General features: G+C 67.2%; 20 protein-coding genes. 13 read left to right on the forward strand and 7 right to left on the reverse strand.

Annotated features, from left to right (window positions below; translation table 11 throughout):
- The first annotated feature begins 1 nt into the window (after position 1).
- The 3 genes from scpA to lipL are packed head-to-tail and all read left to right on the forward strand — an operon-like array spanning position 2 to position 4584.
- Positions 2–2269, forward strand: coding sequence for a methylmalonyl-CoA mutase (gene scpA, locus AU198_RS12270; protein ID WP_064348405.1), 2268 nt, complete (start codon positions 2–4; stop codon positions 2267–2269).
- The gene (gene meaB, locus AU198_RS12275; RefSeq protein WP_064348406.1) at positions 2270–3262 is read left to right on the forward strand and encodes a methylmalonyl Co-A mutase-associated GTPase MeaB; all 993 of its coding nucleotides are present in this window, start codon (positions 2270–2272) and stop codon (positions 3260–3262) included.
- 47 nt (positions 3263–3309) lie between these two features.
- On the forward strand, positions 3310–4584 hold the full coding sequence (lipL, locus tag AU198_RS12280; RefSeq protein ID WP_064348407.1) for an esterase/beta-lactamase LipL: 1275 nt from the start codon (positions 3310–3312) through the stop codon (positions 4582–4584).
- Positions 4585–4603: 19 nt separating this feature from the next.
- Here lipL and AU198_RS12285 read toward each other — a convergent pair whose 3' ends face one another.
- A complete protein-coding gene (locus tag AU198_RS12285) occupies positions 4604–5341 on the reverse strand; it encodes a hypothetical protein (protein WP_064348408.1) in 738 nt (245 codons plus the stop codon).
- 46 nt (positions 5342–5387) lie between these two features.
- Positions 5388–5759 carry a hypothetical protein gene (locus AU198_RS12290; RefSeq protein ID WP_064348409.1) on the reverse strand — a complete coding sequence of 124 codons (372 nt, stop codon included), beginning with the start codon at positions 5757–5759 and terminating at the stop codon, positions 5388–5390.
- A gap of 136 nt (positions 5760–5895) precedes the next feature.
- On the opposite strand from AU198_RS12290, the gene AU198_RS12295 reads away from it, so the two are divergent.
- Together AU198_RS12295 and ileS are read left to right on the forward strand one after the other, a co-directional pair.
- Positions 5896–6540: a hypothetical protein gene (locus AU198_RS12295; RefSeq protein ID WP_064348410.1), complete on the forward strand. Its 645-nt coding sequence runs from the start codon at positions 5896–5898 to the stop codon at positions 6538–6540.
- A 273-nt stretch (positions 6541–6813) separates the two neighbouring features.
- Positions 6814–9966: an isoleucine--tRNA ligase gene (ileS, locus tag AU198_RS12300; protein WP_064348411.1), complete on the forward strand. Its 3153-nt coding sequence runs from the start codon at positions 6814–6816 to the stop codon at positions 9964–9966.
- On the opposite strand, the gene AU198_RS12305 is transcribed toward ileS, so the two are convergent.
- Complete coding sequence (locus AU198_RS12305; RefSeq protein WP_064348412.1) at positions 9963–10196, reverse strand: RNA-binding S4 domain-containing protein; 234 nt, start codon at positions 10194–10196, stop codon at positions 9963–9965. The two genes, ileS and AU198_RS12305, sit on opposite strands and share 4 nt — an antisense overlap.
- Positions 10197–10229: 33 nt before the next feature.
- Between AU198_RS12305 and AU198_RS12310 the strand changes: the two genes are divergently transcribed.
- Positions 10230–11600: a DNA polymerase IV gene (locus AU198_RS12310; protein WP_064348413.1), complete on the forward strand. Its 1371-nt coding sequence runs from the start codon at positions 10230–10232 to the stop codon at positions 11598–11600.
- Here AU198_RS12310 and AU198_RS12315 read toward each other — a convergent pair.
- Positions 11582–12049, reverse strand: coding sequence for a hypothetical protein (locus tag AU198_RS12315; RefSeq protein WP_064348435.1), 468 nt, complete (start codon positions 12047–12049; stop codon positions 11582–11584). The two genes, AU198_RS12310 and AU198_RS12315, sit on opposite strands and share 19 nt — an antisense overlap.
- 36 nt (positions 12050–12085) lie before the next feature.
- Positions 12086–13021, reverse strand: a complete 936-nt coding sequence (locus tag AU198_RS12320; RefSeq protein WP_064348414.1) for an asparaginase — start codon at positions 13019–13021, stop codon at positions 12086–12088.
- Between AU198_RS12320 and lspA the strand changes: the two genes are divergently transcribed.
- The 4 genes from lspA (at position 13020) to dnaE (ending at position 19271) form a co-directional block, all read left to right on the forward strand.
- Positions 13020–13616 carry a signal peptidase II gene (gene lspA / locus AU198_RS12325; protein ID WP_502689285.1) on the forward strand — a complete coding sequence of 199 codons (597 nt, stop codon included), beginning with the start codon at positions 13020–13022 and terminating at the stop codon, positions 13614–13616. The genes AU198_RS12320 and lspA overlap by 2 nt on opposite strands.
- Positions 13617–14546, forward strand: coding sequence for an RluA family pseudouridine synthase (locus AU198_RS12330; protein WP_064348415.1), 930 nt, complete (start codon positions 13617–13619; stop codon positions 14544–14546). It begins immediately after the preceding gene.
- Positions 14543–15448, forward strand: a complete 906-nt coding sequence (gene rarD / locus AU198_RS12335; RefSeq protein WP_064348416.1) for an EamA family transporter RarD — start codon at positions 14543–14545, stop codon at positions 15446–15448. Before AU198_RS12330 ends, rarD begins: the two co-directional genes overlap by 4 nt.
- Before the next feature lie 277 nt (positions 15449–15725).
- Positions 15726–19271: a DNA polymerase III subunit alpha gene (gene dnaE, locus AU198_RS12340; protein WP_064348417.1), complete on the forward strand. Its 3546-nt coding sequence runs from the start codon at positions 15726–15728 to the stop codon at positions 19269–19271.
- Positions 19272–19273: 2 nt separating this feature from the next.
- Here the strand turns inward: dnaE and AU198_RS12345 are convergent, their stop codons facing one another.
- Entirely contained in the window at positions 19274–19957 is a 684-nt protein-coding gene (locus AU198_RS12345; protein WP_156431579.1) for a hypothetical protein, read from the reverse strand.
- A gap of 30 nt (positions 19958–19987) precedes the next feature.
- Between AU198_RS12345 and AU198_RS12350 the strand changes: the two genes are divergently transcribed.
- Positions 19988–20401: an SRPBCC family protein gene (locus tag AU198_RS12350; RefSeq protein ID WP_064348419.1), complete on the forward strand. Its 414-nt coding sequence runs from the start codon at positions 19988–19990 to the stop codon at positions 20399–20401.
- Here the strand turns inward: AU198_RS12350 and AU198_RS12355 are convergent.
- Positions 20398–20628, reverse strand: coding sequence for a hypothetical protein (locus tag AU198_RS12355; RefSeq protein ID WP_064348437.1), 231 nt, complete (start codon positions 20626–20628; stop codon positions 20398–20400). The genes AU198_RS12350 and AU198_RS12355 overlap by 4 nt on opposite strands.
- Positions 20629–20716: 88 nt before the next feature.
- Here AU198_RS12355 and AU198_RS12360 point away from each other — a divergent pair, with 88 nt between their 5' ends.
- Both AU198_RS12360 and ilvA read left to right on the forward strand, forming a co-directional pair.
- Positions 20717–21154, forward strand: coding sequence for a nitroreductase family deazaflavin-dependent oxidoreductase (locus AU198_RS12360; RefSeq protein WP_064348420.1), 438 nt, complete (start codon positions 20717–20719; stop codon positions 21152–21154).
- A gap of 29 nt (positions 21155–21183) precedes the next feature.
- Positions 21184–22464: a threonine ammonia-lyase IlvA gene (gene ilvA, locus AU198_RS12365; RefSeq protein WP_064348421.1), complete on the forward strand. Its 1281-nt coding sequence runs from the start codon at positions 21184–21186 to the stop codon at positions 22462–22464.
- Positions 22465–22597: the final 133 nt, after the last annotated feature.

Raw genomic sequence — 22597 nt, forward strand, 5'->3', positions numbered from 1 at the left:
GATGACTGCCACAGCCGGGATCGGAAAGACCATCGGGAGCTTCGCCGACGTCCCGCTGCACGGCGAGAAGCGTGCCGAAGCGCCGACCGAAGCCAAGGTCACCGCACATGTGGAAGCGGCGGCCGCGACGCACGGCTACGGCGCCGATCAGGTGGACTGGGTGACGCCGGAGGGCATCGACGTCAAGCCCGTCTACATCGGCGCCGACCGCGACGCCGCCGTGGCCGCCGGCTATCCGCTCGACACCTTCCCGGGTGAACCGCCGTTCGTACGGGGCCCGTACCCCACGATGTACGTCAACCAGCCGTGGACCATCCGGCAATACGCGGGTTTCTCCACCGCCGCGGAGTCCAACGCGTTCTACCGGCGCAACCTCGCCGCGGGTCAGAAGGGCCTCTCGGTGGCGTTCGACCTGGCCACGCACCGCGGTTACGACTCCGACCATCCACGCGTTCAGGGTGACGTCGGAATGGCAGGCGTGGCAATCGATTCCATCCTCGACATGCGCCAGCTGTTCGACGGCATCGACCTGTCGACGGTGTCGGTGTCGATGACGATGAACGGCGCCGTTCTGCCGATCCTCGCGCTGTACGTGGTCGCCGCGGAAGAGCAGGGCGTGCCGCCGGAGAAGTTGGCTGGGACCATCCAGAACGACATCCTCAAAGAGTTCATGGTCCGCAACACCTACATCTACCCGCCGCAGGCGTCGATGCGGATCATCTCAGACATCTTCGGTTACACCAGCGTCAAGATGCCGAAGTTCAACTCGATCTCGATCTCGGGCTACCACATCCAGGAGGCCGGTGCCACAGCCGATCTCGAGCTGGCATACACCCTGGCCGACGGTGTCGAGTACATCAAGGCGGGTCTGGACGCCGGGCTCGACGTCGACAAGTTCGCGCCGCGGCTGTCCTTCTTCTGGGGCATCGGCATGAACTTCTTCATGGAGGTCGCCAAGCTGCGGGCGGGCCGGCTGCTGTGGAGCGAGCTGGTCGCCGAGTTCAACCCGAAGAATCCCAAATCGCTGTCGCTGCGCACACATTCGCAGACGTCGGGGTGGTCGTTGACCGCCCAGGACCCGTTCAACAACGTCGCGCGCACCTGCATCGAGGCGATGGCCGCCACGCAGGGGCACACCCAGTCGTTGCACACCAACGCCCTCGACGAAGCGCTGGCGTTGCCGACGGACTTCTCGGCACGCATCGCGCGCAACACCCAATTGGTGCTGCAACAGGAGTCGGGCACCACGCGCCCGATCGACCCGTGGGGCGGCTCGTATTACGTCGAATGGCTGACCCACCAGCTGGCCACCGCGGCGCGGATGCACATCGGCGAGGTCGTCGAGCACGGCGGGATGGCCCAGGCGATCTCCGACGGCATCCCGAAACTGCGCATCGAGGAGGCCGCCGCGCGCACGCAGGCGCGCATCGACTCCGGCCAGCAGACGGTGATCGGCGTGAACAAGTACCAGGTCGACGAGGATCACGAGGTCGAGGTCCTCAAGGTCGAGAACAGCCGCGTGCGCGCCGAGCAGCTCGCCAAACTGCAGCAGTTGCGGGCCGATCGCGACCAGGCCGAGGTGGACGCCGCGCTGGCCGAGCTGAGCCGGGCGGCCGGCACCCGCGAGCCGGCGGGCTCCGATGGGCTCGGCAACAACCTGCTGGCCCTGGCAATCAACGCCGCGCGGGCCAAGGCGACCGTCGGCGAGATCTCCGATGCGCTCGAGCGGGTCTACGGGCGCCACGTCGCCGAGATCCGTACGATCGCCGGCGTCTACCGAGATGAGATGGGGGGTAAAGGGGTCAGCAACATCACGCAAGCCACCGACCTCGTGCAGAAGTTCGCCGAAGCCGACGGTCGCCAACCGCGCATCCTCATCGCCAAGATGGGCCAGGACGGCCACGACCGCGGGCAGAAGGTGATCGCGACCGCCTTCGCCGACATCGGCTTCGACGTCGACGTCGGCTCACTGTTCTCCACCCCCGAGGAGGTCGCGCGGCAGGCCGCCGACAACGACGTGCACGTGGTCGGTGTCTCGTCGCTCGCCGCCGGGCACCTGACCTTGGTGCCCGCGCTACGCGAAGCGCTCGCCGAGGTCGGTCGGCCCGACATCATGATCGTGGTCGGCGGGGTCATCCCGCCCGGCGACTTCGGCGAGCTCTACGCGGCAGGGGCCACCGCGATCTTCCCGCCCGGCACGGTGATCGCCGACGCGGCGGTCGGCCTCCTGCACAAGCTCGCCGAGCGGCTGGGCTACCGCCTCGACTAGATGGCCGATCCGACCGCCGACCTTGCGGCCGCCGTGGCGGACGGCGACCGCGCCGCTCTGGCCAGAGCCATCACGCTGGTGGAGTCGACGCGTGTCGACCATCGCGAGCAGGCCCAGGAACTGCTGCTGAAGCTGACCCCGCACGCGGGCAGCTCGCTACACGTGGGGATCACCGGGGTGCCCGGCGTCGGCAAGTCGACGACGATCGAGGCGCTCGGCATGTACCTGATCAACCAAGGACACCGCGTCGCGGTGCTGGCCGTCGACCCGTCCTCGACCAGGACTCGGGGCTCGATCCTGGGCGACAAGACCCGCATGGCACAGCTGGCGGTGCACCCCGACGCCTACATCCGCCCATCGCCCACCTCGGGCACACTCGGCGGCGTCGCCAAGGCGACCCGCGAAACGATCGTGTTGTTGGAGGCGGCCGGTTTTGACGTGGTCCTGGTCGAGACGGTCGGCGTGGGACAGTCCGAGGTGACGGTCGCCAACATGGTCGACACGTTCGTGTTCCTGACGCTCGCGCGCACCGGCGATCAGCTGCAGGGCATCAAGAAGGGTGTTCTCGAGCTCGCCGACATCGTCGTGGTGAACAAGGCCGACGGTGAGCACGCGATCGAGGCCAAACGGGCAGCCCGCGAGCTCTCCGGCGCCATCCGGCTCATCTATCCCCGCGAAACTCTCTGGCGCCCACCGGTTCTCACGATGAGCGCGCTGGAGGGCACGGGCCTCGAGGAGCTGTGGACGACCGTGCTCAAACACCGCGACGTGCTCACCGAGGCGGGGGAGTTCGAGAGCCGACGCCGCGCTCAGCAAGTCGAGTGGACCTGGTCGATGGTGCGGGACGCGGTGCTCGACCGGGTGTTGTCCAGCCCGAACGTGAAGCGCGTGCGCGCCGAGATCGAACGTCAGGTGCGGGACGGGGAGTTAACCCCCGCGCTTGCTGCGCAACACCTGCTCGACGCCTCTGACATGCGCGAACCTAACGAATAGGTAACGGCAGGTTTATTTGCCGGGCTTACGAGTAAATTAAATAAATTGTGACGGGTGTCAACAAACGGGAGCGCAGCGCCGCGCTCCCGCACGGTGTCCAGGGCGCTGCCGATTCCAACTTCGCCTGCACCGTGCGTGGTTTCTCCCGCCTGTTCCCCGGCCCTCGCTACGGTGGCGGCGCCCTGTCGATCTACCTGCACGGTCAGCCCGTCGTCGACGTGTGGACCGGCTATTCGGACCGCCGCGGCACGCAGTACTGGAACGCTGACACCGGTGCGATGGTTTTCTCGGTCACCAAGGGCATGGCGTCGACGGTCATCCACCGACTCGCCGATCGCGGGCTGATCGACTACGACACGCCGGTGGCCGAGTACTGGCCGGAGTTCGGCGCGAAAGGCAAGGCCGCGATCACGGTGCGCGAGCTGATGCAGCACCGGGCCGGGCTGTCGCACCTCAACGGATGCACCAAGGCGCAGCTGCTCGACCATCGGGTGATGGAGGAGCGCGTCGCGGCCGCGCCGGTCAACAAGCTGCTGTTCGGCCACCAGGCTTACCACGCGCTGACCTACGGCTGGCTGATGTCCGGGTTGGGCCGAGCGGTCACCGGGAAGGGCATGCGCGACCTGATCCGTGAGGAGCTGGCCGAGCCGCTCGACACCGACGGGTTGCACCTGGGCCGCCCGCCGGCCGACGCGCCGACGCGTGCCGCACAGATCCTCGCCCCGCAGGGCGCCCTCGCCAACCCCGTCTTCAACTTCGTCGCGCCGCGCGTCGCGGCGCTCGGTGTGTCGGGGATGTTCGGTTCGATGTATTTCCCCGGCATGAAGTCCGTGGTCCAGGGCGACACCCCGTTCCTGGACTCCGAGATCCCCGCCGCCAACGGTGTCGCCACCGCCAGGAGCCTGGCCAAGATGTACGGCGCAATAGCCAACGGCGGCCGCATCGAGGGCAAACAGTTCCTGTCCGAGGAGCGGGTCGCGGCGCTGACCGGCCGCGCGAGCTACTGGCCCGACCGCAACATCTTCGTGCCGTTGAGCTTCAATCTGGGCTACCACTCGCTCCCGCTGCCGCCCGGCGTGATGCCCGGATTCGGCCACGCCGGGCTGGCCGGTTCGGTCGGGTGGGCCGATCCGAGCAGCGGGTTGGCGTTCGGCTTCGTGCACAACCGGCTGCTCACGCGGATGGTGCTCGATCAGGCGACGTTCGCCGGGCTGGGCGTGTTGATCCGGCGCGACGCGGCGCGGGCGCGCAGGCGCGGCTATCAGACGGTGCCCGATCTGGGCGCGCCGTTCTACAGCGTGTCGCGGCCGGTCGCGTTGTAGCGCTCGATCGCGGGCTGAGTCACTGGGACGCGCTGCTGAACCACTTCGTCTTCTGCCGCCAGGACTCCGCGGAGGTCAGCGCGAAACCGGCGCCGCACATACACGCGAACACCCAGACCAGGGTTGCGCCGCCGTCGTGCTGTTGCAGCGCGGGGATGTAAGCCGTCAGCAGGCGCACGATGCACGCGGCGATACCGGCGGCAGACGAGATCAGGTAGACGTTGGCGATCTTGCGCGAGCGCGGATCCCTGCGCAGCACCAACAGAGCTCGGCTGCCGTACCCGAGGAGGTAGATCAGGATGCCGCACAGGATCAGCCAGTAGGTGTTCAGCCAGAAATCGGTGGGCACCTGGAAGAAGTCCCGCTTGAAGATGCGCGCACCGTTACCGAGGGAGAACGTGACCAGCAGCAGCGGGATGCACAGCGTGGCCGGAATCTCGACGTACTGCTTGAACGACCTCTGGAGCGAGTGGTCGTCCTGCAGGCGCCCGAGGGCGTTGTAGACGACGGCCGATGCGGCGACGATGTAGCAGTCGTGGCCGATGAAGTCCTCGAGGTTCCATTTGCCGGTCAGCGCGTGCAGCGCGACCCCGAGCGTTTCCGAGGCCCAGGGGGACATCAACAGCACGGCCATGCCCTGCAGGGCGATGTTGAGGGTGGCGGCGACCTCCCACCGCGAGGACCAGGTGACCCGGCGAATCCACAGGCTCCACGCGATACAGCAAAGCGTGATCGCGATCAGGGTCGCCAAAGCCATAGAGGTTGCCTTCGGAGCTGCTGCAGTACTGGCGCAAAGTCTACGGCTAAAGGGGCGGAGCGTCACTCCGCGGTCGCAGTTCGGAGAGTCGAGGAACCCGGGTGCGCGCCTTGGTGGTCTCTCGCACGGCCGTCTGACCCGAACCGCCCGTGCGTTCGAGGTATTCGACGTAACTGAGCACTTCTTGCCTGGTCATCAGGCCGAATCTGATCTGCAGGTCGGGATAGTTCAAACCGAATCGGTCGGCGACGCGCCGCAACTCCTCGGCGTCTGGATAGTCCGGCTCTTTGATCCGACGGTAGTACGTGCTGCTGGACGTGCCCAGCGCGTCGTAGATGTCCTTGGCCTCGATATCCCCGTCGAGCAGGTAGTCGAGCAGCGCCTTGAGTTGTCTGCCGTTCTCGTCTGTCCGAGGCACTTGTCCACTCTAAACCAACGTCCCGGGTTTGGGCAGTGCGGTCCGCAAACTGGAGGAGTTTGCCTTAATTGACACTGGCGTCACAGTTTTGGGAGGTGTCTCCCATTTCTGGGACACCTGGACTATCTTTGGTCGCATGGTTGCTCCCTACCTGGCTTCGCCGACCGAGGTTCTGCGCCCACTCGGCGAGTTTGCTACGGCAACGGTCCGCAGCACGGATTACGACGCTGCGGACGCCGGCGCCTCCGCCGGCATGGTGAAGGTTTCGACCCCCGCGAGCGAGGAGCTGACGGCCGAGCTCGACGGGGCCGCCGAATGGCTCGGGCTGCCGGCTGACGAGATCCTGCTCGCAGCGCTGAGCAGGGCCATCGCCCGCACACTCGGCGAGGGCCTTGTCCGTGTCGACATCGCCAGCGAGCGCGGGTCTCTACTCGATGCCGTACCGCTGGTGTGTGTGACGGGGCAGCACGCGAGCGCCACCGAGGTGCTGGCCTCCGTGCACCAGACGCTGGCCGCCGCTTCGGAGCGCGAGGTGGCCGCTTCGCCAGAGGTGTACTTCAACTACATCGGCGACTTGCCGTCGGACACCGTGCCGGTGCAAGAGACGCCGCCCGGCCTCGGCCACGCGTTGGAGGTGCGGGTCTACCGCGCCGCTGGTGAGGTGCGGGTCGACTGGTGGTACGACACCAGCCGCTTCGAGCAGTACACCGTCGAGGAGTTGTCCGAGCAGTTCCCGCTCGCCCTCGTCGAGATGACATCGGACGCGCTGCCCCCGAACTGACTCGGTAAGATCGGCATCAACGGCTTGGATCCGGCCATCACCGGGGAGCCTTCGGAAGAACAGTTCGGCGCCTCCTTCTTCGAGGGTGCATGAGCCCAGTAGAACCGAACGGGTGGGCCCGTCAACGCCCTAAGCGAGCGGCGCACCTCGTGAGGTAGGGGTGCGCAAGCGGGGTGGTACCGCGGCACTCGCGCACCAGCGCGACGTCGTCCCCGTGCCTTGGACGAACACCTGAGGCTTCCGAACCCGGAAGCCGAACGAGGCACAGGAGCTATGACCGCCTACCCGAAGCCGGCGGCCGGGGCGCCCAAATTCCCCGCGCTGGAAGCCGAGGTCCTCGAATACTGGGACCGCGACGACACCTTCCGCGCCAGCATCGCCCGCCGCGACGACGCCCCGGAGTACGTCTTCTACGACGGCCCACCGTTCGCCAACGGGTTGCCGCACTACGGGCACCTGCTCACCGGCTACGTCAAGGACATCGTCCCCCGGTATCGCACCATGTGCGGCTACAAAGTGGAGCGCCGCTTCGGCTGGGACACCCATGGGCTGCCCGCCGAACTCGAGGTCCAGCGCCAACTCGGCATCACCGACAAGGCGCAGATCGAAGAGATGGGCATCGAGAAGTTCAACGACGCCTGCCGGGCCTCGGTGCTCAAGTACACCGACGAATGGCGTGCCTACGTGACCCGGCAGGCCCGCTGGGTGGACTTCGACAACGACTACAAGACCCTTGAACCCGAGTTCATGGAGTCGGTGATCTGGGCCTTCAAACAGTTGTGGGACAAGGGCCTTGCCTACGAGGGCAATCGTGTGCTGCCGTACTGCTGGAACGACGAGACACCGTTGTCCAGCCACGAACTGCGCATGGACGACGACGTCTACCAAAGCCGCCAGGACCCCGCGATCACCGTGGGCTTCCGGGTCGCCGAGGGGGATCTGGCAGGCGCGTATCTGCTGATCTGGACGACGACGCCATGGACTCTGCCGTCCAACCAGGCGGTCGCGGTCCACCCCGACGTCACCTACGTGCAGGTGAAGGCGCCCGACGGGCGCAGCTTCGTGTTGGCCGAGGCCCGGGTCGGCGGGTATGCGCGGGAACTGGGCGAAGAGCCGGAGGTCCTGGCCACCTTCTCCGGGCGCGAGCTGCTCGAGACCCGCTACCTGCCGCCGTTTGCCTATTTCGCCGATGCGCCCCGATCGTTCCGCGTGCTGCCCGCCGACTTCGTCAGCACCGATGACGGCACCGGAATCGTGCACATGTCGCCCGCCTACGGCGAAGACGACATGCTCACCGCGCAGGCCGCAGGCATCGAGGCCGTCACACCGGTCGATTCCAAGGGGCGGTTCGACGCCACCGTCCCCGACTACGCCGGACAGCACGTCTTCGACGCCAACCCGCAGATCATCCGCGACCTGAAGAACCAGACCGGGCCGGCGGCCCCGCACGGTGCGGTGCTGTTGCGCCACGAGACCTACGAGCACTCCTACCCACACTGTTGGCGGTGCCGCAATCCCCTGATTTACCGTGCCGTGTCGTCGTGGTTCATCAAAGTCACCGAATTCCGCGACCGCATGGTGGAGCTCAACCAGGAGATCACCTGGTACCCCGAACACGTCAAGGACGGTCAGTTCGGCAAATGGCTGGCCGGTGCCCGGGACTGGTCGATATCGCGAAATCGGTACTGGGGCACGCCGATTCCGGTGTGGAGGTCCGACGATCCGGCGTATCCGCGCATCGACGTCTACGGCAGCCTCGACGAGCTCGAGCGTGACTTCGGGGTGCGGCCCACCGATCTGCACCGGCCCTACATCGACAAGCTGACCCGGCCCAATCCCGACGATCCGACGGGCCGCTCGACGATGCGCCGCATCGAAGACGTCTTCGACGTCTGGTTCGACTCCGGTTCCATGCCGTACGCGCAGGTGCACTACCCGTTCGAGAATCAGGACTGGTTCGCCGGGACCGATTCCGACGACCCCGAGGAGCAGGTCGTCGGGCACTTCCCGGGTGATTTCATCGTCGAGTACATCGGGCAGACCCGCGGCTGGTTCTACACGCTGCACATCCTGGCCACCGCGCTGTTCGACAAACCGGCATTCAAAACCTGTGTGGCGCACGGGATCGTGCTCGGCAACGACGGCCAGAAGATGAGCAAGTCGCTGCGCAACTACCCGGATGTGACCGAGGTGTTCGACCGCGACGGTTCCGATGCCATGCGGTGGTTCCTGATGGCCTCGCCGATCCTGCGGGGTGGCAACCTGATCGTCACCGAACAGGGCATCCGCGAAGGCGTCCGGCAGGTGCTGCTGCCGCTGTGGAACGCCTACACCTTCCTGGCGCTGTACGCGCCGAAGAAGGGCACGTGGCGCACCGACTCCACGCACGTGCTGGACCGCTACATCCTTGCCAAGCTCGCTGTGCTGCGCGACGACCTCACCGCGTCGCTGGATGTCTGTGACATCTCCGGGGCGTGTGACGAGCTGCGGCAGTTCACCGAGGCGCTGACGAATTGGTATGTGCGACGGTCTCGTTCCCGGTTCTGGGACGAGGATCGGGACGCGATCGACACCCTGCACACCGTGCTGGAGGTGACCGCCCGGTTGGCCGCACCGCTGTTGCCGTTGATCACCGAGGTCATCTGGCGGGGCGTGACCGGTGAGCGGTCGGTGCACCTGACCGACTGGCCCGAGGAGAACCTGCTGCCCACCGACCCCGAGTTGGTCGCGACGATGGATCTGGTGCGGGAGGTGGCATCGGCGGCGTCGTCGCTGCGCAAGGCCAAGAAGCTGCGGGTGCGGCTGCCGTTGCCGAAACTCACTGTCGCCGTTGACAACCCGCAGCGACTCGAGCCGTTCAGCGACCTGATCGCCGACGAGCTCAACGTCAAGGCCGTCGAGCTCACCGATGACATCGACACCTACGGCCGGTTCGAGCTCACGGTCAACGCTCGGGTCGCGGGTCCGCGGCTGGGCAAGGACGTACAGGCGGCCATCAAGGCGGTCAAGGCGGGAGAGGCCGTCGTCAACGCCGACGGCACGCTGACCGCCGGACCGGCCGTGTTGCAGCCCGACGAGTACAGTTCGCGGCTGGTCGCCGCCGATCCGGAGTACACCGCTGCGCTGTCCGACGGGGCCGGGTTGGTGGTGCTCGACGGTACGATCACCGAGGAGTTGCAGGCCGAGGGCTGGGCGAAAGACCGCATCCGCGAACTGCAGGATCTGCGCAAGTCGACCGGTCTGGACGTATCCGACCGCATCAGCGTCGTGATCTCGGTTCCGCAGGAACGGGAGGCCTGGGCGCGCACGCACCGCGACCTGATCGCGCGCGAAATCCTCGCCACGACATTCGATTTCGGCGAGCCGGCGGACGGCAGCGAGATCGGCGACGGTGTGAAGGTCGCGATCGCGAAGGTCGACCGCTAACCATCCGCGACGCGGGCGCCGCGGCCGGCGAACACCACGACATCGGCGCGGCGTAGCTGCCTGCCCCGTCGGTGCTCGACTTCGCCGTTGACGGTGACCAGCCCGTCGGCGATCACCGACTTCGCGTCGGCGCCCGAGTCGATGAGCCCGGCCAGTTTGAGGAACTGACCCAACCGGATCGAGTCGTCGGAGATGACGACATCGAGGGGTTCGGCGCCCGGGTGTGCCATGTGGGTCAGGTTAGCGCCTTAGCATCTGCAGCAATGGACGCGCGCTGGGTTCTGCACCTCGACATGGACGCCTTCTTCGCGTCCGTCGAGCAGCTGACCCGTCCGACGCTGCGGGGACGCCCGGTGCTGGTCGGTGGGCTCGGCGGGCGCGGTGTGGTGGCCGGAGCGAGCTACGAGTCGCGGGTGTACGGCGCCAAGTCGGCGATGCCCATGCACCAGGCCCGCAGGCTGGTCGGCGCCGCGGCGGTGGTTCTTCCGCCGCGCGGAGTCGTCTACGGCGTGGCCAGCCGCCGGGTGTTCGAGACGGTGCGCGCGATGGTGCCGGTTCTCGAGCAGCTCTCGTACGACGAGGCTTTCGGCGAGCCCGCCGAACTCGCCGGCGCGTCGGCGGCCGACGTCGAGGACTTCTGTCGGACGCTGCGTGCCCGGGTGCTCGCCGAGACCGGGCTCATCGCGTCGATCGGGGCGGGTTCGGGTAAGCAGCTCGCCAAGATCGCATCGGGGCTGGCGAAACCCGACGGTATGCGGGTGGTGCGCCGCGACGAGGAACGGGCGTTGCTCGACGGCCTGCCGGTGCGGCGGCTGTGGGGGATCGGACCCGTCGCCGGGGAGAAGCTGCACAGGCTCGGCATCGAGACCATCGGCGCGTTCGCCGCGCTGAGTGAGGCCGAAGCCGCCGACATCCTCGGCGGCACCGTGGGCCCGGCGCTGCACCGCCTCGCCCGCGGTATCGACGACCGGCCGGTGGCCGAGAACGCGCCCGCCAAACAGATCAGCGCGGAGTCCACCTTCCCCGAGGACCTGACCACCCTCGACCAGCTTCGCGAAGCGATGGGCCCGATCGGTGAGCACGCCCACCGGCGCTTGGAGAAGGACGGCCGCGGTGCGCGCACCGTCACCGTGAAGCTGAAGAAGTCCGATATGAGTACCCTCACCCGATCGGCGACCCTGCCCTATGCCACCGCCGATGCGGCCACCTTGATCGCCACCGCGCGCCGGCTGCTGCTGGACCCCGTCGAGGTCGGTCCGATTCGCCTTCTGGGCGTTGGCTTTTCGGGGCTCTCCGATGTTCGACAGGAGTCGTTGTTCCCGGACTTGGAGCTGATGGCGTACGACGAGGACGTGACGCACACCGGGGCGCCGCCGACCGTTTCGGATCTCGCCGCGACCGCACCCGCTTGGCGCATCGGCGACGACGTCACCCATCCGGATTTCGGACACGGGTGGATTCAGGGCGCCGGGCACGGGGTGATGACGGTCCGCTTTGAGACGAGAACCAGCGGACCCGGCCAGGCCCGCACGTTCCCGGTCGACACGCCCGGTATCGAGCGCGCGAACCCCGTCGATTCCCTCGACTGGCCGGACTACATCGCCGGACTGGCGCGTTACCAGAGCACCCCGTAGACGCTCGAGATCGTGAAGCCGTGACCGCCGTACGTGGTACAGGTCACGGTGCCCTGATGTCCGACACCGCAACTCGCGCCCCAGTTTTCGAGCCGGTACCCCGAAGGCAGGACATCGACGCCCTCGCGGGTGAACGTCGGTGTGGGGGAGTGGCGATACTCGGCCGGGCCGCCGCTGGTCAAGAACGTCTGGTTTGTTCCGGGCGGGGCATCCATCGGAACACCGTCGCAGCCGATGGGTCCGCCGTTGGGGCCGATGCCGCAGGACAGCCCGTCGCGTGTCGTGAAGAACACGTGGTAGTTGGGCGGTGGGCCGGGTCGGTAGAAGCCATCGGCGACGGGGTAGTCGTCGACCGCGTCCGCACCCGGCGGCGCTTGGGCACGGGCCACTGCGCCGGCGGCCAGGGCCAGGGCCAGAACGGCGATCAGCGTGGCGCCTCGGCGAACCATGTTCTCGAAGTGCACGGATCCACGGTGCCATGCGCGTCAACCCCATCGGTCGACGGCTTCGTCGACGCGAACACCGCTCGCGAGCGCCGCCATCAGCAGCACCCGCGCCTGTGGCGAACGCAACCGCCGCACCGGCATCGCGCCCGCAGCAACCAGGTCGTGGCCCGGGCCGTACACGGGGCTCACCCGTGCTCCCGGCACGCGCGTGGTGACCGCGACAGCGACACCGGCGCCACAGAGCCGGCGTACACCGTCGATCACCGCCGGGCCGGCATTACCCGACCCCACCGCCTCCAGAACGATTCCGCGTGCGCCCGCGGCGGCGCACGCCTCCATCGCCACCGCGTCTGCGCCCGGATAGGCGGCGACGATGTCCACCCTCGGCGCGGCGGCCGCCGCCAGCGAACCGAAGAACGGCCGCTCCTTCGGCGCTTGGCGGGCGAACTCGTCTCGCGAAACGGCGCCGATCACCGGGCCCGCGAAGCCCCGCAGATCCTCCGTCGCCACTTTCTGCAAGCCCAACGGCTGCCAGACCGTGCCCGCGAGGCTGACCATCACTCCGAGGCCTTGAGCTGCGGGGCTGCTTGCGACCGTCAGTGCATCTTGAAGGTTTGTTGAGCCGTCGGCGTCCGGAGCATCGGCGCTGCGCTGGCCGCCGGTTAGCACCACTGGTGCAGTCCCGCGGTAGGTCAGTTCGAGCCACAGCGACGTCTCCTCCATCGTGTCGGTGCCGTGTGTGACGACGACGCCATAGGCATCGGCTGCCGCCGCGACCGCCGCCCCGATGCGATCCCAGCCGGCAGGAGTCAGTTGAGAGCTGTCAACCGCCATCAGGTCGATCACATCGACGTCGAGATCGGCCTGGAGTCCCGAGGTCAGTTCGGTCCCGCTGCGGGCCGGACGCTTGACGCCGTCCTTGCCCGTGCCGCTGGCGATCGTGCCGCCAGTGGTGACGACGACAAGGCGACCCATGGTCGAGATTCTTCCGCATCCAACGTTTTGGGATGATGGTCCGGTGAGTGACGACCCGGAAGTGGCCGACGAGACGACCCGAGAGGCGGTGCCGCCGAAGCGACGGCTGGGCCTGCTGCTAGGCATTGCGGGCGTGGTGCTGGTCGCCGACATCGTCACCAAGGTCCTCGCGGTCAAACTCCTCACCCCGGGCCAGCCCGTCTCCATCATCGGCGACACGGTGACCTGGACTCTGGTGCGCAACTCGGGTGCGGCGTTCTCGATGGCCACCGGCTACACGTGGGTGCTCACGTTGATCGCAACCTGCGTGGTGATCGGGATCGTGTGGATGGGTCGACGGCTCGTGTCACCGTGGTGGGCGGTCGGGTTGGGCATGATCCTCGGCGGCGCACTCGGCAACCTCATCGACCGGTTCTTCCGCTCGCCCGGCCCGCTGCAGGGCCACGTCGTGGATTTCCTGTCGATCGGGTGGTGGCCGGTCTTCAACGTGGCCGATCCGTGCGTCGTCGGCGGGGCGATCCTGTTGGTGGGGCTGTCGCTGTTCGGGTTCGACTACGACTCCGTCGGGCGGCGGAAAGCCGCCGAGGACGAATAGATGGCCGATCGGTCGCTTCCGGTCCCGGAGGGGCTGGCGGGCATGCGGGTCGACGCGGGCCTCGCTCGGCTGCTCGGACTGTCGCGCACGGCAGCTGCGGCGCTGGCCGAAGGGGGCGGTGTCGAGATCGACGGCGCGCCCGCGGGCAAATCGGACAAACTGACCGCGGGCGCCTGGCTGGACGTGCGGTTGCCCGAAGCGGCTGCGCCGGTGGAGAACACGCCCGTCGAGATCGACGGGATGGCGATCCTGTACTCCGACGAAGACATGGTGGCCGTGGACAAGCCGCCGGGGGTCGCCGCGCACGCGACCGTCGGCTGGTCGGGTCCGACGGTGCTGGGCGGCCTGGCCGCGGCGGGCTTCCGGATCAGCACCTCGGGGATCCATGAGCGCCAGGGCATCGTGCACCGCCTCGACGTCGGCACCTCGGGGGTCATGGTCGTCGCCCTCTCGGAACGCGCGTACACGGTGCTCAAGCGTGCGTTCAAACAGCGCACCGTCGAGAAGCGTTATCACGCGCTGGTGCAAGGACATCCTGATCCGTCGAGCGGCACCATTGACGCACCGATCGGCCGTCACCGCGGACACGACTGGAAGTTCGCGGTCACCGAGAACGGCAGGCACAGCGTCACCCACTACGACACCCTCGAAGCGCACCGCGCCGCCAGCCTGCTCGACATCGAGCTCGAAACCGGTCGTACACACCAGATCCGGGTGCATTTCGCCGCGCTGCACCATCCGTGCGTCGGTGATCTCACCTACGGCGCCGATCCCACGTTGGCCAAGCGGCTCAAGCTGGAACGGCAGTGGCTGCACGCACGATCGCTGGCCTTCGCGCATCCCGCCGACGGGCGCCGTGTCGAGATCACCAGTCCCTATCCGGCCGATCTGCAACACGCCCTCGACACACTGCGCAACAACGAACTGTGAGCGACACTCACAGACCCGGTTTGCTGTTCGGGGTCGGCGCATACGTGTGCTGGGGAACGTTTCCCGCGTTCTTCCCGCTGCTGAACCCCGCGTCGGCCCTCGAGGTGCTCGCGCACCGCATCGTGTGGAACTTCCTGCTGATGATCGTCGTGGTCGCGGTTGTGCGCAGGCTCGGCGACCTCAAGCGAATCACCGGCCGCACATGGCTGCTGCTGGCCGCCGCATCGGCGTTGATCTCGATCAACTGGGGGATCTACGTCTATGCCGTCAACAACGGGCACGTGGTGGACGCGGCGCTCGGCTACTTCATCAACCCGTTGGTGGTCGTCGGGCTGGGGCTGATCGTGTTCCGGGATCGGCTCAACCGCGCGCAGTTCGTGGCCTTGGCCGTCGCGGCGACCGGCGTGGTGGTACTGACGGTGGAAGTGGACGCACCGCCCTACATCGGTCTGGGTCTGGCGTTGTCGTTCGGCCTCTACAGCGCGGTGAAGAAAGTCGTGACGACTGACCCGCGGGTCAGCGTCGGGGTGGAGGCCGGTATCGCCACGCCGTTCGCGGCGGCGTACATCGTCGTGCTGCAGACCACCGGGCACGCAACGTTCACCGACCACGGCGGTGACCACGTCGCGCTGATGGTGCTGTCGGGCGTCCTGACGGCGGTGCCGCTGTTGCTGTTCGCCGCGGCCGCGCAGCGGTTGCCGCTGGTGACGATGGGCCTGCTTTTCTATCTGACACCGGTGATGCAGCTGACGTGGGGCGTGTTCGTCGGCCGGGAGCCGATGCCGCCGGCCCGCTGGGTGGGCTTCACGTTGATCTGGATGGCGCTGCTGGTTTTCAGCGTCGACACCATCGGCCGGTCGCGGGCCGATCGGCAACTTTGCGAAACTGCCGGTTCACCTTGAACTAGCAATGTCTTTAAGTTTGCTCGTGGCGGGCGGGGCGGAGCCGGCTCTTGGCCCGCGCTCGCGGGGCACCCCGTGGTCGCCGACTTCTACACCTGGATGCCGAACCGGCAATTGCAGTTGCCAAGCATCTGAACAGACTGTTGCGCCGCGGCTTGCTCCAGTCATCGAAGCGCCTCGCGGTCTAGCGAGAAGCCGGAATTCTGTCCGCGGCTCGAAGACACGCATTTCCGACACGCCGGGAACTGTCGGAAGGCGGTCATAGACTGGCCCTCCTATGAGCCCTTCGGATTCGCGGTCGTTCGTGCACCTGCATAACCACACCGAGTACTCGATGCTGGACGGTGCCGCGAAGGTCAAGCCGATGCTCGCCGAGGCGCAACGTCTGGAGATGCCCGCGATCGGGATGACCGATCACGGAAACATGTTCGGCGCCAGCGAGTTCTACAACGCCGCCACCGACGCCGGGATCAAGCCGATCATCGGTGTCGAGGCCTACATCGCGCCGGGTTCGCGGTTCGACACCAAGCGGATCCTGTGGGGCGATCCGGGCCAGAAGGGCGACGACGTTTCCGGCAGCGGGTCCTACACCCATATGACGATGGTGGCCGAAAATGCCACCGGGTTGCGCAACCTGTTCAAGTTGTCCTCGCTCGCCTCGTTCGAGGGGCAACTCGGCAAGTGGTCGCGCATGGACGCCGAGCTGATCGCCGAGCACGCCGAAGGCATCATCGCCACCACGGGCTGTCCGTCGGGCGAGGTGCAGACCCGGCTGCGGCTCGGCCACCATGACGAGGCCGTGGCCGCGGCCGCCAAGTGGCGGGACATCTTCGGACCGGACAACTTCTTCCTCGAGCTGATGGATCACGGCCTCGACATCGAACGCCGTGTGCGCGAGGGGTTGCTCGACATCGGGCGCAAGCTCGGCATCCCGCCGCTGGCCACCAACGACTGCCACTACGTCACCCGCGACGCCGCCCAGAATCACGAGGCGCTGCTGTGCATCCAGACCGGCAAGACGCTGTCGGACCCGAACCGGTTCAAGTTCGACGGTGACGGCTACTTCCTCAAGACGGCCGCCGAGATGCGGGCACTGTGGGACGACCAGGTGCCCGGAGCGTGCGACTCGACGCTGCTGATCGCCGAACGTGTGTCGTCGTACGAGGACGTGTGGACGGTGCGCGACCGGATGCCGGTCTTCCCCGTGCCCGAGGGCCACACCCAGGAGTCCTGGCTGCGCCACGAGGTCCGCGCCGGGCTCGAGCGTCGTTTCCCCTCCGCTGACGTACCGCAGGAGTACACCGATCGCGCCGACTACGAGATCAAGGTCATCTGCGACAAGGGCTACCCGTCCTACTTCCTGATCGTGGCCGACCTGATCAACTACGCGCGTTCGGTCGACATCCGGGTCGGCCCCGGCCGCGGGTCGGCCGCCGGGTCGCTGGTCGCGTACGCGCTGGGCATCACCAACATCGACCCGATCCCGTACGGGCTGCTGTTCGAGCGGTTCCTCAACCCCGAGCGGGTCTCGATGCCCGACATCGACATCGACTTCGACGACCGCCGCCGTGGTGAGATGCTGCGGTACGCCGCCAACAAGTGGGGCAGCGACCGGGTGGCCCAGGTGATCACCTTCGGCACCATCAAAACCAAAGCGGCGCTGAAGGACTCGGCGCGCGTACACTACGGCCAGCCCGGCTTCGCGATCGCCGACCGGATCACCAAGGCGTTGCCTCCGCCGATCATGGCCAAGGACATCCCGCTGTCGGGCATCACCGACCCCAACCACGAGCGGTACAAGGAAGCCGCCGAGGTGCGGGGGCTGATCGACACCGACCCCGACGTCCGCACCATCTACGAGACCGCACGCGGGCTCGAGGGCCTGGTCCGCAACGCCGGAGTGCACGCCTGCGCGGTGATCATGAGCTCCGAGCCGCTCGTCGACGCGATCCCGCTGTGGAAGCGGCCCCAGGACGGCGCGATCATCACCGGCTGGGACTACCCGTCGTGCGAGGCCATCGGCCTGTTGAAGATGGACTTCCTGGGGCTGCGCAACCTGACGATCATCGGTGACGCGCTGGACAACATCAGGGCCAACCGCGGGATCGAGCTCGACCTCGAATCCGTTCCACTCGACGACAAGGCGACCTACGAGCTGTTGGGCCGCGGCGACACGCTGGGGGTGTTCCAGCTCGACGGCGGGCCGATGCGCGACCTGCTGCGGCGCATGCAGCCGACGGGGTTCGAGGACGTCGTCGCGGTGATCGCGCTCTACCGCCCCGGCCCGATGGGCATGAACGCCCACAACGACTACGCCGACCGCAAGAACGGCCGCCAGGCGATCAAGCCGATCCACGCGGAACTCGAAGAGCCGCTGCGCGAGATCCTCGCCGAGACCTACGGCCTGATCGTCTACCAAGAGCAGATCATGCGGATCGCGCAGAAGGTTGCCGGGTACTCGCTGGCCCGAGCCGACATTCTGCGAAAAGCCATGGGCAAGAAGAAGCGCGAAGTTCTGGAAAAGGAGTTCGAGGGCTTCTCCGAGGGCATGAAGACCAACGGCTTCTCCGCCGCCGCCATCAAGGCGCTGTGGGACACCGTGCTGCCGTTCGCCGACTACGCGTTCAACAAGTCGCACGCCGCCGGGTACGGCCTCGTCTCGTACTGGACGGCCTACCTCAAGGCCAACTATCCGGCCGAGTACATGGCCGGGTTGCTGACGTCGGTCGGTGACGACAAGGACAAGGCCGCCGTATACCTGGCCGACTGCCGCAGGCTCGGCATCACGGTGCTGCCGCCCGACGTCAACGAGTCGCACCTGAATTTCGCCTCCGTCGGCGAGGACATCCGCTACGGGCTGGGCGCAGTGCGCAACGTCGGCGCCAATGTGGTTGCCTCGGTGATCAACACGCGCACCGAGAAGGGGAAGTTCATCGACTTCTCCGACTACCTCAACAAGATCGAGATCGGCCCGTGCAACAAGAAGGTCACGGAGTCGCTGATCAAGGCTGGTGCGTTCGACTCGCTGGGGCACCCGCGCAAGGGGTTGTTCCTGATTCACACCGACGCCGTCGACTCAGTTCTGGGCACCAAGAAGGCCGAGGCGATGGGGCAGTTCGACCTGTTCGGCGGCGCCGACACGGCCACCGACGCGGTGTTCACCATCAAGGTGCCCGACGAGGAGTGGGAGGACAAGCACAAACTCGCGCTCGAACGCGAGATGCTGGGCCTCTACGTGTCCGGTCATCCGCTCAACGGCATCGCCCACCTGCTGGCCGCCCAGGTCGACACCGCGATCCCGGCCATTCTCGACGGCGACCTGCCCAACGACACGCAGGTGCGTGTCGGCGGCATCCTGGCCTCGGTCAACCGCAGGGTCAACAAGAACGGGCTGCCGTGGGCCTCTGCGCAATTGGAGGATCTGACCGGCGGCATCGAGGTGCTGTTCTTCCCGCAGACCTACTCGACGTTCGGCGCCGAGATCGCCGACGACGCCGTCGTGCTCGTCGGCGCGAAGGTGGCGATCCGCGACGATCGGATCTCGTTGATCGCCAATGACCTTGTGGTGCCCGACTTTTCGAACGCGCAACTGGATCGCCCGTTGGCGGTGAGCCTGCCGACCCGACAGTGCACCGTGGACAAGGTGACCGCGCTCAAGCAGGTGCTGGCCCGCCATCCCGGCACGTCGCAGGTGCATCTGCGGTTGATCAGCGGGGAGCGGATCACCACGCTGGAACTGGACACCTCGCTGCGTGTCACGCCGTCGTCGGCTCTGATGGGCGACCTCAAGGCCCTGCTGGGGCCCGGCTGCCTGGGCGGCTGACGTCAGTTCAGCACATTCACCGCCCGCGCAATGACGAGCCCGGCGGTGCCGAGTGCGACGATCGCCTGCACCGTCATCATCATCTTGGCCCACCGGGCGAGCGGCATGGTGTCGGTCGGGGAGAACGCCATCACGTTCGTCACGCTGACATAGAGGTAATCGACGAAGGTCGGCCGCCAATCCGGTTCGGCGACATGCGGCGTCGTCATCTGCGGGAACAGGAAATCGGGATACGGCCGCTCTCCCGCGTGCCGCGCGAACGGCCCACCCCGGTCCAGCTCCCAGTACCAGATGCCGAACACGATTACGTTCGTGACGATGATCGAGGCGCCGCTGCCGAGTAGCACCGCCGCGTCGTTGCTTTCGTCGCCGCTGAGAATGCCGACCGCCAGCACGACCGCCGAGAGCGTGTTGTCGAGGGTGATCGCCGCCAGCAGAACCCATGTGGTGTACCGGCCGAACCGCGTGCGCCGGGACATGACGCGCGGGTTGATCGCCAGCAGCGCCAGCAGCAGGAGTCCCTCCAACACCACCAGCGGCCAGCGGGGGACCAGCGTGTAGCCCTTGGGGATCGCGAGCTGCAACCCCATGACGGCCACCACCGCGATCAGCACGGGCAGCGTGCTCTCCGGATCGCCGCGCCGCAGCCAGGCCGGCGCGCGGTGCTGTTCCGGCGGTGATTCCATCACGTCATTCTGATGCGCCAGGATGGTCGGATGGAGTCACGACACGTCAGCATCTGGATCGCCGCGCCACCCGAGACCGTCTACCAGTTCGCCGCGGATCCGCAGACGTGGCCGCGTTGGGCGGCCGGTCTGGCGCAGGGCGGGCTCCGCCAGACTCCGAGCGGCTGGGTGGCCGACTCACCGATGGGGGAGGTGACCGTCGAGTTCTCGCCGCGCAACGGCCTCGGTGTGCTCGACCATATCGTGCGGCTGCCCACCGGGGAAGCGGTCTACAACCCGATGCGGGTGCAGCCCTGGAGTGTGCCGACCGACGCCGACGAGGCGCGCAGCGAGGTGGTGTTCAGCGTGCGCCGGCGGCCGGGAATGACCGACGAGGAGTTCGATGCCGATAGCGAAGCGGTGGCCGCCGACCTGGCGACGCTGAAGAGGCTGATCGAGGACTAGAGGCGCGCCGAGCAGAGCGCGCTGAACGCCACCCAGGTGACGGTCCCCACCGCGGCGCCCGCGAGTACCGCCGTGGCCGCCGTGCCGGTTGCGATCCCGATCACCAGCGCCACGACCGCGCCCAGTACGAGGGCGATCAGCTTGTACGCCGGCCACGGCACGCCCGCCACCGACACGTCGCACGTCGCGCGTGCGGCAGCGGTGCGGAAGTTACCTGCCGTGGTCATGACGTCCACGATAACTCGTAACCGATTTTTCGGCTACCCGAAACACGGGATCCGGTCGACGGATCTCAAGCGCGTCTAAGCTGATGAGATGCCACTTCCCGGAGAGTACGAACCCAGCCCGTGGGACTGGGTGAGGGAACACGCCGACCGCATCACGGAGTCCGGAACCACCGAGGGGGTGGACATGAAAGGTAAACCCCTCATCCTTCTGACGACCGTCGGCGCAAAGACGGGCAAGATCCGCAAGACTCCGTTGATGCGGGTGGAACACGACGGTCAGTACGCGGTCGTGGCCTCGTTGGGCGGCGCCCCCAAGCATCCGGTCTGGTACCACAACATCAAGGCTCATCCGCGGGTGGAACTGCAGGACGGGGCCGTGACCAGGGAATATGACGCGCGCGAGGTCACCGGCGAGGAGAAGGCCCTCTGGTGGGAGCGGGCCGTGGCGGCATGGCCCGATTACGCCGAGTACCAGAAGAAGACCGACCGCCAGATCCCGGTGTTCGTGCTGAGCCCGATTTCTTGAAAACCGCTGGTTGGTGGCACCATTGACCGGTGTCCGCTGAACTGAGCCAAAGCCCGAGGACGTCGCCGCTTCGTGCGACGGATATCGACGAGGCCGCTCAGCGAATTGCGGACGTCGTACTGCGCAGCCCGCTGGAGCTCAGCGAGAGGCTCTCGGACGCCACCGGCGCGGCAATATATCTGAAGCGCGAGGATCTGCAGCCCGTGCGGTCCTACAAGCTGCGGGGCGCGCACAACCTGCTGATGCAGTTGTCCCCCGACGAGTTGGCCGCGGGCGTCGTGTGTTCGTCGGCGGGCAACCACGCGCAGGGCTTCGCGATGGCGTGCCGCTCGATGGGGGTCCGCGGCCGGGTCTATGTGCCGGGCAAGACGCCCAAGCAGAAGCGCGACCGCATCCGGTACCACGGCCGCGAGTTCATCCAGTTGATCGTCGGCGGCAGAACCTACGACGACGCCGCGGCCGCCGCGCTCGACGACGTCGCCCGCACCGGTGCGACGCTGGTTCACCCGTATGACGATCTGCGCACGATTGCCGGACAGGGCACGATCGCCGCGGAGATCCTCGACCAACTCAACACCGAGCCCGACCTCGTCGTCGTTCCGGTCGGCGGCGGCGGATGCATCGCGGGCATCACCACGTATCTGGTCGAGCGGACGGGCGGCACCTCCGTGTTGGGCGCCGAGCCGGCAGGGGCGCCCGCGATGATCGCGGCGCTGGCGGCGGGTGAGCCGGTGACCATCGAAGACGTCGACCAGTTCGTCGACGGTGCGGCGGTGAACCGGGCGGGACGGCTGCCGTACGAGGTGCTGGCGGCCGCCGGTGACATGGTGTCGATGACGACCGTCGACGAGGGCGCCGTGTGCACCGCGATGCTCGATCTGTACCAGAACGAGGGCATCATCGCCGAGCCGGCGGGGGCGCTGTCGGTGGCCGCGTTGATGGAGGCCGACATCGCACCGGGATCCACTGTGGTGTGCGTGATTTCGGGTGGCAACAACGACGTGTCGCGCTATGGCGAGGTACTGGAGCGTTCGCTGGTGCATCTCGGCCTCAAGCACTATTTTCTGGTGGACTTCCCGCAGGAACCGGGCGCGCTGCGCCGGTTCCTCGACCAGATACTGGGACCGAACGACGACATCACCTTGTTCGAGTACGTCAAGCGCAACAACCGTGAGACCGGCGAGGCGCTGGTCGGAATCGAGCTGGGTTCGGCAACCGACTTCGAGGGCCTGCTCGAGCGCATGCGCGCATCGGACATCCACGTCGAGGCGCTCGAACCCGACTCGCCGGCGTACCGCTACCTGCTCTGATGCAGTCGGTGTCGCGCGCCCTGCGTCGAAACTGAAGCTGTGTCGCACTTTTCGCCGGCGGTTTCAAGCGATCGATGCAATAGCGGGTGGTTTGGACGGATTCGAGAGTAGTTCGTCGAGCGCTTCTGCCGGG

This window comes from Mycobacterium sp. GA-1199, assembly GCF_001500045.1.
Classification (GTDB): Bacteria; Actinomycetota; Actinomycetes; order Mycobacteriales; family Mycobacteriaceae; genus Mycobacterium.